A 10,135-nucleotide genomic window follows, 5' to 3' on the forward strand; every position below is an offset into this window, starting at 1 on the left:
CGGGTGCGGGGTCGGGCGGCTGGACGGGTGCGGGAACGTTGTCCCGGGTCATGATGCTGCTCCTTTGAGCAGAGGGATCGAGGACGGCGGACACCTGTGGTGGTGTCGTCCGCGGGGTGTGCGCCTCGCGGTCGGCGGTCCTGCTGCTCTCTGCCTGGGAGCGTCCCTGTGGGAGACCGCCCGGCGGCGCATCACCTGGGAGCCCGGCACGGTGCTGCGGGCGGAAGGCGTTCCGCGCACCGGCCTCGCGGGCGAACCCGCCGATGCTTACGACGTGGTGGCCGTCAGCGCGGACGATCCCACCGATGCGGTGCGCAGTCAGGGCTGGCGGCTGCTGGGACTGAGGTACGGCGACGACTTCCCGCCGCCCCCGCCCGATGCGGCCGAAGGACGTCTGAGCCCCCTTCCCGGCATCCGGCCGCAGGGCCTGTACGAGGTGCCCACGGACTACCCCGGCGAGCACCTCGCCGACTTTGTGCACGTGGACGAGGAGGCCGGCAGGATCTACGTCGCCCGCCGGGAACCGGCCCGCATGACCGAGTACGTCCTGCCGCTGACCGGGGAACGGCGGGCGGCACTTCAGGCGTACGCGCAGGCTTATGGCCGGGCGGCGGCCGCCTACGCCACCATCGGCGCGAACGAGGGGGCGGCTGCCGCGCTCGCCGGCACCGTCTTCACCCCGCACCGCCTGTACCGGATGCTGCGCGTCCTCGCGGTCCGTGACGCCGGCGACGCCGCCGCCCTGACCGGCCGCTCACCCGCCCAGTGGGCGGATGCCGGATGGAACCTCGACCCGCTGGGGTCCGACCTGGCCGGCCGTTCACCGCGAGGGCCGACCCGGCCCGCTGCTGGACGGCCGCCGAGGCAGCCCACCTCGCCGATGCCCAAATCGGCGCCGCGCGCGCCTATGAGCTGCGCGCCGACGGCGACCTGGACGGTGCCGGGCGCGGGGCCCGTGAGGATGGTGCGCAGGTTCATGGGGATGCCGTCCTACGTGAACGCCCCGCCTTAGGCTGGGGGGTTTCCGGGCCGTTATGCTGCGCCAGTCCGGCGCACCGGCCGCTGAAGGGAAACCGCCCCACCGTGTTTTCGGGACCCCCGTCTACGACCGCCTCGTCGCCGAACGCCGCGACATCCCCGTCCAGGTCCGCGGCGAAGCCGACCGGATACACCGCGATCTGGCACAGGTACTGCGCCAGACGTCCCCCCCAGCTGAACACTCCGCAGAGCGTCTTCGAGCCGACGCAGCCTCCCAGCGCCCTGTAAGAACTCAGGGAACCGGCGGCGTCGGAACGTATCCGGCACGCTGAGTCGGCGGCCTGGGGGCGGCTGGCGAGCCTCAGGGCAGCAGACGGGCGATGGTGCTGCGCGAGACGTGCGCCGTGTCGTTGACCTCGGTCTGCTTCAGGCCGGCGCAGTTGACTGCCCAGGTGATCGGGGGGTCACGCAGGTCCCGGAGCTGCGCCCATGCTGTCAGCAGGTCGCGGGCTACGGTCTGGGCCATGTGGCCTCACGCATCCCGGCCCGGGAAAAGACCGGCCGGATCTCGTTCGCTCATCCGGGGCCGGTCCGCGTGAACCCGGCCCGGCCCGCGTCGCCGTACCCGCCGTGGCGCTGGGTGCCCTGATGGCGGCCAACGCCGGAACCGCCGCGGCGGTGACCACCTGGTGGTACAGCGGCGGCCCGCACGGCAGCGGCGCTGCCGCGACCTTCCGCGAACAGGGCGACCGGCTGGAGGTGTGCGACGTCAACACCGACGGCTACCGCGCGCTGATGGACGTCCAGACCGCCGCCGGGGCGCACGTCTACCGCGTCACCGACAGCTACAACGACAGCCAGTGCACCGTCGTCAGCGCCGCCGACGGCCGCTACAACATCGCCGAGAAACGCTCCTACAAGCTGTGGGTCTGCGTGATCAAGAGCGGGCAGCGCCGCTCGTACTGCAAGACCTCCGCCACCTTCTACAACGACTACTGACCGCGACGAAGGGGGAGTGATCGCGTGGACAGCAGCGTGCTGAAGCACCCGCGGATCGCGGAGGCCGTCGAGACGCTCGTGATCGCCAGGGGCGGACGCATCACCTACGACGTCGGCGGCGGTGGCCGGGAGACCCTCCTCGCCGCCGGCGCGCGACTGGCGGCCGAGACGGACACGCCGCTGACGATCGTGGAAGCCCGAAGCCTCCATTCCGACGTCCGCGCCTTCGTCCGCGAGGTGCAGCCGGAGGCGCGCAGCGCGGTCATCTCCGCCGAAGAGGCGGCCCTGCCCCGTACCGTTCCCGCAGGGAGACGGACACGCCCAGCGCTACCCGACCAGGGAGGCCGGCGGATTCGCCCTACGACGCCGCGGCACCACAGGCCAAGACCCTTGCGAGGGTGAGCGAGTCGCCGCCACGGCGCCGCCTCAACGAGCCCTACGCCCACGCACGGTACGACCCGGAGGCCGAGGGTTCCCGCGAGTACGGAGCACGGTCCCCGTGAACCGGCGAGGGAGGGCGGGCGGCTTCCGCTACGATGCCGACCGGCAGGACGCGCACCGCCGACCGCCGCCGCTGCATCCCCGCCCGCGCCGGGACAGCTCAGACGGCCAAGGTCCCCACCCGGGCCCGCGACACCCACCCGCACGACTGCGGGCAGGCGCGGGGTGCCCGGAGAGACGACGTCATGCCACGCAACCAGTCCCGCGCCGGCCAGCGCGCCCGCGCCGCGCAGAAGGCCACGGGCACCAAGGACAAGTACACCGAGCTGCTGCGCGCCAAACTCGGCCCGCGCGGTGCGCGCCAGGAGCCCGCCTACGCCGAGCCCGCCCGCCGACTCGCCGCCCAACTGCGCGCCGGCCTCGGCGCTGACGGGGAGAAGGCCGCCCGCCTGGTGGACGAAGCGGTGGCCTGGGCTGTGAAAGACCGCGAACTGAAGCACGCCCTGCTCCGGGCGCCCGGCGGCCTCACCGCCCGTGCGCGCCTCCAGCCCGCCCTGGACGAGCACGCCGTCGGCGAGGTCACGGTGCACGACGCGCCCCTCGTCCAGGTCGTGTACATGGTGCTGGAGATGGCCGCCGAGGAAGAGGAATCGGCGAGCGCGGACCTGCTGCGCGCGGCCGCGGACGTCCTGGACCGGCTCCTCGGCGCCAGCCACATTCGCAATCCGGCGATCTACGGGGTGCGGCGGATGGCTCACCGAGCCGAGGATGTGGGAGCGCATCTACACCACGACCGCTCCGGTCGCGGTCGTTGCGGCGGCGGCCCTGCGCACGATGCGGGAGGCCGCCCGCATCCTCGACGAGGACGAACTGACCGACGCCGACTGCATGTTCACCCTTCAGGAGGCTGTCCGTTTCGCGCGGATCGCCGCCGACCTCGCCGTCCGCCCGGCCGCCTGAACCTCGTGGTCTGACCTGCTGTCCCGTTGCCGTGCCCGGCACGGGGCAGCACCTGAACAGGGCACACTCCTGACCGGGCTCTGACGCGAGCCCGCCTGGTGGTGGCGACCGCGGGCACCACGCCCGCGGTCTCCGCCGCTTGTCATCGAGCCGACTCGTGGCAGCGACGGTAGTGCGCGCACTGCTCGGGCGTGAGCCAGCGGACCGCGAACCCGCCACAGGCCACACACCAGCGCGCGCCGGAGCGGTCCTGGAACAGCAACTGCTCCCGGGGCCAGGGTGTCGAAGCCTGGATCGGGGTGCGGCTCGGCCGCCGGCAGCAGGGGCAGGAACTCGGCGAGGGTGAGGATCTTGTGTTTGGCGCCCACTTCCTGCGCCCAGGAACAGCCGACGCATCCTGCGTCAACGTGCAACCTTTCGGCCCCACTGCTGGTCTCCTGTTCGGTGGACCCCACGCGTCACTCGGGAGACTTTCGGTGAACGACGTGGGGCCCCGCGAACCAGCGGCCACGCGCCCCGTTCGCCCGCCGGTTGAGCCCGCTGTCTGCGCGATCACAAGGAGCCCCGATACTCATGCCCGTCCGCACAACGGCCACGCTCGCCACCTTCGTGGTAGCGGGCCTCATCCCCCTCGCTCTGCCCACCGCGGCAGCGAGCGCCGCGCCCGCGCGGCACGGCGACGACTTCAACGGCGACGGGTACCGCGACTACGCGTACTCGAGCTTCAGCGCAAGAGGGGGCGGCGGTGTCACCGTGGTCTTCGGCACTGCCACCGGGCCCGGCCCCAAGCAGCAGCGCATCACTCAGGCGAGCCCTGGCGTGCCCGGATCCGACGAGGCCGACGACATGTTCGGCGAGGTGCGGGCCGCCGCGGATTTCGACGGCGACGGTTACGGCGACCTCGCGGTGGCAGCGACCGGCGAGAACCATTTTCAAGGCGCCGTGACGATCCTTTGGGGGTCCCCCTCCGGCCTGTCCACGGGTACGGCTCTGCCGAACAAGAACCCGGGGCGCAACAACTACATGGGCAAGGACCTGGCGACCGGCGACTTCAACGGGGACGGCAAGCAGGACCTGGCCGTCATCAACGAGTCCATGACCTACGTCTACCGCGGCCCCTTCAAGCGCACCGGTACCACCGGTACCGTGACCAAGCTCGACAAGACGTCGTCCTTCTACGCCACCGCGCTGATCTCCGGCAAGGTCAACGGCGACAAGAAAACCGACCTCGCGATCATCGGTGACGTGGTCAGCCCCGAATACATCGCGTCCGACGTCTGGTTCATCAAGGGAGGCGCGAGCTCACTCACCCCGGGCAAGAGCCTCCGCCTGGAGTCGGAATCCGGCAACGGCGGCAGCTCTGAACGCGGCGGCGACGGTGTCATCGCCGACTTCAACAAGGACGGCTACGGCGACATCGCCGTCGGCACACCCCTCTACTCGAAGCACAAAGGCCGAGTCAGCGTCTGGTACGGCTCGTCCGCCGGCCCGTCCCGGAGCACCCGCCTCACCCAGTCGACCAGTGGCGTCACCGGATCTCCCGAGAATCGGGACGAATTCGGCTCATCCATTTCGGCGGGTGACGTCAACGGCGACGGCTACGCGGATCTCGCAGTCGGCGTGCCGGGCGAGGAGATCGATGACCACGACTACGCGGGCGGCGTGCACATCTTCAAGGGGCGGGCGGGCGGCCTGTCCGGTGCCGGCTCACAGTGGTTCGCCCGCAACACCCGGGGTGTCCCGGGTGTGTTGACAGCCGACGAGCAGTTCGGTGGCCTGGTACGGCTGCGCGACACGGACGGTGACGGAACGGCCGACCTGTACGTGAGCGGTGCCGGCGCTCTGCGGCTGCCCGGTTCAGCCGGCGGCATCACCACCGCGGGCGCGACGGAATACCACGCGGCACCCATCGACAGCTTCCTGCAGTGATGTGGCGTAGCTGACTCGTATGGCTGCACCAGCTGCTCCCGGACCTCGCTGATCAACTGCTCGATCCGGAAGCGGTGTTCGGGGTCCGACTGCTGTTCGGCCGCTATGACGCGTAACCGGCCGGCCATCGTGGCGGGCTGCTGCTCCCGCCTCAGCCGCCACGGATCGCCCTATCGGCGGCCCGGCGTCGCGGAGGCGGGCGCGCCAGCGCCCCCGTAAAGCCGTGCAGCGGGCTGTCGTGGTCGGCGGCGATCAAGGCCCCAGCCAGGCGGGATCGGCCCACCGCGCGGGGGCCGCCGCCGTGCGTAGGAGCTTCCGGGACGAGCTCCTCGGCTACCCGGGTCGACACGGTCTCGGTCGCCGTCACGTACAGCCCGCGGGTGGCCTGCCCTTTCGGGTCGGTGTCTGTCGTCCAGTTCCGTAAAGTCCTCGCCCAAGTGCTCGCCTACGGACGCGCGGACGCTTTGCCCGTTCGTGTAGCCGTCTGAGCCGGTCATCGGACCGAGTTCGCGGGTGCGTAAAGCCGACGGCGCGATCCGTGGGGAATTGCATGACTGTCGACAGCCCGGCGCCGTGCGGTGCCGTGCCCGGAGGACGCCCGTCGCCCGGCCCGGCCGCGTCCGCGCCCGCCGCCGTACTTCCCGCGCTCGCAGCCGTACTTCCCGTGCCTGCCGTCCTGTCGCCTCCCGGCAACGTCGCGCTCCCGCCATGCCCGCCCGCGCCTCGCACCCGGGCCGCAGTGTCACCGCGGCGCTGTGCCGGCCCGCGCGCCCCGTCCCGCCGGGCTGGGCCTGGGTCCGGCTGCCCGCGTCCATGTTGCTGCTCGTCGTGCGCCCCGTGTGCGGTCCCCGCCTGGCTGCCCGCCGGGGCCGTCCGGTTGTCTCCGTCAGGCTGGGTCTGGTCCGCGGTCTGGTGCCGGGGTGCTCGGGTGAGGCGGTCAACTGACGCAGGCCCGTGGCTGCCGGTATCCGCCTGAACCTTCTTGGTGGTCCCCGACCGGTCCCGCTCCGGTGGTGATCCCGCGCCCGGTACGTACCCCCTGCCGGCTTTCCGGGCTGGCTTGGGGCGTACGGCGGCCTCGGCGCCCGCGCCCGCCCGGCCTTGTCCTCACCGGTACCCGCGTTCCGGGCGCTTGCGGGGGCGGTGTACTGGGTGGGAAGACGTCCGTTCAGGGCCCGGTGCAGGATGCGCGCCGAGACGGGTATGCCCCGGGGGGCCGTCCGGTCGTGCGAGGGACTGGAGAGTGAGCCGCCCCTTCGTCGCCCGCAGCCGGTCGCGCAGCGGCGCGAGCTCCACAGGCCCGGCCGGCGGGGCGGCCTTACCCGCGGGCCCCGCGCGCACCCGCCGCCGCGGACGGGACCGGCTACGGCCCCAAACCGGGCGCCGTTCCTCTGCGCTCGGTGACGTCTCTGGAACCGATCAGGAGCGCTCGCCGGCAGGCGCCGGCGACGGCTGTGCGGGTCTGCCCGGCGGGGCCGTGACGACCGGGCACCCGAGCCTGTAGACCACAGGACTCGCCGCTCCCTCAATGCTTACTGCGTTCCTGGTCGTTGACCGGCCCTGTCGGCCGCCGCCCGGTTGCCCCCCCGGCCGTCCGGCCGCTGTGCCTGTGTTTGTGCTCGCCGGCCGGGCCGCGTGCCGCTGTCCCGCCCGCGCGGGTCCCGCCCGTGCTGCGCCTGGCGCGGCTGTGGTGTCGTGCCGTCGCCCGCGCGCCAGCCCGGCCCGCGCCCGGCCTCGCCGGACCGTCCGGCCGCGCCGAATTCGGCCGGTGACAGCGGCGGGCATGCCGCTGTCACCGGCGCTGATGGCCCTGTCCCCGCTGACCCGCCTGGGCCGGACGCTTACCTCCCCGCAGAAGGCGCCACTTCTCGCCGCATGACAGCCCGCTGACGGGAACAGACACGTGAGCGGCTGGTGCGAAAGAAGGGCGGTGGGCGAGACTGCGGGTTCGGTGCGGCTGATGAAGGGGTTGTGATGCAGGTAGCCGTGGTCACCTTCGACGGGTTCAACGAGCTCGACAGTTTCATCGCTTCCGCACTGATCAACCGCTGCCGGGCGGACGGCCTGGAAGCCTTCGTCACGACGCCGGCGCCGGTGGTGACGTCGATGAGCGGGGTCCAGGTGACCGGGCAGCGCCCTTGGACATCCAGTGCGGCAAGTCAGGGCCCACATCTGACGCACGTCAGCTCGCGATGAACCCGACATCACGAGTTCAAGTTCAGTAGCGTCAGGTCCATGATCGTATGGCTCAACGGCACGCACGGTGCGGGCAAGACGACAACCAGCACGCTCCTCCAGCAGCTGATTCCGGACTCACGGGTGTTCGACGCCGAGAAGGTCGGCGAGACGCTCATGGACATCACGCCGGGGCTGCCCGCGACGGACAACTTCCAGCACTGGCCACCGTGGCGGCCCCTCGTGGTCGAGACCGCCCGACGCATCCTCGACTACACCGGCGGCACCCTGGTGATGCCCATGACCGTCCTGGTCGAGCAGTACTGGCGCGAGATCAGCTCGGGTCTTACCGCGCACGATATTCCGGTCCGGCACTTCGTCCTCCATGCCGACCAGGACACCCTCCGCGCGCGCATCGCGGGCGACACCGTTCTCGGCCCCAACTCCCCGTTCCGTCTCCGGTACCTCGAGTCCTACGCCGAGGCGGCCCGTACGTGGCTGCACGCCGAGGCCGAGGTCGTCGACACCACGCACCTCACCCCTGCGCAGGCCGCCCAGCAGATCGCGGAGACCGTCAAGAGTTGAGACCTTCCGGCGCCGCACCCTGCAGGTGACAACAAGACTGCCTATGTGGCAACTGCCCTGCTTCGGCTCACGAGGGAATTACAGAACGCGGTCCAGTTGGGCGCGTCGTTCGGGGTGAGTCTGTCGGGCCGGCGCCGGGTGTGGTCCAGGGAGGTGCCGAGCTTGCTGTCGACCGCTTCGCCGTCGATGTCGACGGGTTGGATGTGCTTGCGGTCGGGGGGGGTCCTTCGCGGCGTGGTAGTGCCGGGCTGCGCTCGGGTTGAGCGCCCACTTGCCGGCCGTGGTGAGCTTTACGAGCCGGGCCTCGGGAGCGGCCGGCCCCGGGTGTGGGCGAGGGCGAAGTAGTGCTGCCGTACCACGTCTCAGCCGAACGGGCTCCATCCCAGGTCGATGGCTTGCAGAGCCGCCAGACGGCTCTGCGGCATCTCTCCAACGGGTCACGGGTACGGGGGTTTCCCCGGCGGCGCGCTGATCGGCGTTCTCCAGGGGCCTGCGGGCCTCCGCTGGCCTGCTGCCCATACTCCGATCGAGGCCGCCTTCCGCCCGGACCGGGGACAGGAAGCCCTGTGGCCGCCCTGCAACACGGATATGACCCACACCTGTCCCCTGCCTCGTAGCGGTGCTCCGTTGCCGTAGCGGTCCTCGGCGGAGCCGTCCGCCGTATCAACCGGCTTGGCAGTGACCTGGTGGCAGACTGACACCCCCTGTCGCTGCCGACCCCACTGACACCGATCCACTGCAGGACCTACGCCGTGGCAAGACGAAGACGGCGAGCGCGGTGCTGCGCCCTGTCCGGTTTACTATTGCTGAACTGCCGCCCTTCGTGTTCTCTTACTTTCACAAGTCAAGGAGGCAGTTGATGTGGGTTGAGTTCATTTCTTCTCTCTCTGAGGAAGTTGACCTCGCGGATCCAGTTGATGAGAGTGAACTCGCCTCAGCCGAGTTGGCCCTCGGGCTGGAGTTTCCCGCAGAGCTAAAGTCCTTCCTGCGCGAGGCCAACGGAGTTTTTGATGAATTCGGATGCGGGTTTGTGTGGCCCGCCGCAGGTATCGTGTCACGCAATCGCGAAATGAGAGAGGCTGCAGGATTCGGCAACCTCTACATGCCGTTCAATCCCTTGTTGTTCCTTGGAGACAATGGCGGCGGTGACCTTTTCGCTTTTGTTGTGGAACCACCAAGGCGCGACATTTTTGTCTGGCAGCATGAGACAGATAGTCGTCGATGGGTTGCCAGAGACTTGCGAGACTATGTTCACCGATACCTTGCGGCTGGTGGAGAAAATTGGTATGAATAATAAACAAAACACTGACGCATTTTGGGATTGCGAACAGGGCTGCGCCGGAACCGGGCGGCAGAACGCACCAAGCAGCTTAGGTCGCGCAGCGCCTGCCCCGGCTGCCCTTGTCGAGTCGGCTCTTGGGGCGGAGAAGGTGTCCTTTGCTGTGCGGCGCGCAGGTCGATCTCCTACGTCTGGTTCAGTATGAGCTGCGCCGGCCGCTACTGAACTTGAAAGCGTGATGTCGGAGGAAGAGATGGGGAGGAGGGCATTCGCTCGGCAGTTACTTTGGAAGGGCCTGCCGGCGCTCACCACTCGAAGGTTTTCCATTCCTGTTGGGGGATGCAGCCCTCCGTGGTGTCCCCGCAACGGTCGGCCCATGCTTCGGCCACCATGACCGGGCGGCTCAGCACGAGGTCACCGGCCCGCTGAGCCCGAAGCACCAGACCGAGCTGCTCCGAGCACGGATCGGCATGCTGCGAATACTGCGGTTCCTTCGTGTGCGTCTTGAGGTAGTCGATGAACTGATCCTCCAAGCGTGACGGCACCTGACCTACGAGTGTCAACCCGTCCAGGGTCACCTGCGGGCCGCGCAGTGCGTTGACCGCGATGCCTGCCAGGCCGACCGATCGGTCGTAGTACACGGTTACCGCTGGCCCGAAGAACGGTGCATCAAGTAGCTGCACCGACCAAAACTCCCCACCGACGTCGAAGCGGTCGTCCCCGAACTGGCCGGGCTGCGCCGCACCGCCACCCGGCTGCACCCACGCCGCGGCACCCCCACGGCCCAGG

At 70.1% G+C, this 10,135-nt stretch carries 9 protein-coding genes and 1 pseudogene; 8 read left to right on the top strand and 2 right to left on the bottom strand.

The window, feature by feature from the left end:
* Window positions 1–64: 64 nt before the first annotated feature.
* On the top strand, window positions 65–1,012 hold the full coding sequence (locus tag AB0947_RS42345; RefSeq protein ID WP_366755689.1) for a hypothetical protein: 948 nt from the start codon (window positions 65–67) through the stop codon (window positions 1,010–1,012).
* A gap of 327 nt (window positions 1,013–1,339) precedes the next feature.
* Here AB0947_RS42345 and AB0947_RS42350 read toward each other — a convergent pair whose 3' ends face one another.
* Window positions 1,340–1,504, bottom strand: coding sequence for a hypothetical protein (locus AB0947_RS42350; protein ID WP_366755690.1), 165 nt, complete (start codon window positions 1,502–1,504; stop codon window positions 1,340–1,342).
* A 104-nt stretch (window positions 1,505–1,608) separates the two neighbouring features.
* Between AB0947_RS42350 and AB0947_RS42355 the strand changes: the two genes are divergently transcribed.
* From AB0947_RS42355 to AB0947_RS42385, 7 genes and pseudogenes are all read left to right on the top strand, one after another.
* A complete protein-coding gene (locus AB0947_RS42355) occupies window positions 1,609–1,977 on the top strand; it encodes a hypothetical protein (RefSeq protein ID WP_366755691.1) in 369 nt (122 codons plus the stop codon).
* Between the two features lie 24 nt (window positions 1,978–2,001).
* Complete coding sequence (locus AB0947_RS42360) at window positions 2,002–2,379, top strand: hypothetical protein (protein ID WP_366755692.1); 378 nt, start codon at window positions 2,002–2,004, stop codon at window positions 2,377–2,379.
* A 284-nt stretch (window positions 2,380–2,663) separates the two neighbouring features.
* A complete protein-coding gene (locus tag AB0947_RS42365) occupies window positions 2,664–3,392 on the top strand; it encodes a hypothetical protein (protein ID WP_366755693.1) in 729 nt (242 codons plus the stop codon).
* A 559-nt stretch (window positions 3,393–3,951) separates the two neighbouring features.
* Window positions 3,952–5,307 (top strand): FG-GAP-like repeat-containing protein, encoded by a 1,356-nt coding sequence (locus tag AB0947_RS42370; RefSeq protein WP_366755694.1) that lies wholly within the window; start codon window positions 3,952–3,954, stop codon window positions 5,305–5,307.
* A 1,974-nt stretch (window positions 5,308–7,281) separates the two neighbouring features.
* Window positions 7,282–7,446 (top strand): annotated as a pseudogene (locus tag AB0947_RS42375) (AraC family transcriptional regulator); the annotation flags it as partial.
* A gap of 96 nt (window positions 7,447–7,542) precedes the next feature.
* The gene (locus tag AB0947_RS42380; protein ID WP_366755695.1) at window positions 7,543–8,067 is read left to right on the top strand and encodes an ATP-binding protein; all 525 of its coding nucleotides are present in this window, start codon (window positions 7,543–7,545) and stop codon (window positions 8,065–8,067) included.
* An 859-nt stretch (window positions 8,068–8,926) separates the two neighbouring features.
* Window positions 8,927–9,361: an SMI1/KNR4 family protein gene (locus AB0947_RS42385; protein ID WP_366755697.1), complete on the top strand. Its 435-nt coding sequence runs from the start codon at window positions 8,927–8,929 to the stop codon at window positions 9,359–9,361.
* Between the two features lie 290 nt (window positions 9,362–9,651).
* Here the strand turns inward: AB0947_RS42385 and AB0947_RS42390 are convergent.
* Window positions 9,652–10,135 (bottom strand): hypothetical protein (locus AB0947_RS42390; protein WP_366755698.1); only part of this gene is annotated, 484 nt, incomplete at its 5' end.

This window comes from Streptomyces sp. NPDC047841, from assembly GCF_040704085.1.
GTDB classification, from domain to species: domain Bacteria; phylum Actinomycetota; class Actinomycetes; order Streptomycetales; family Streptomycetaceae; genus Streptomyces; species Streptomyces argyrophylli.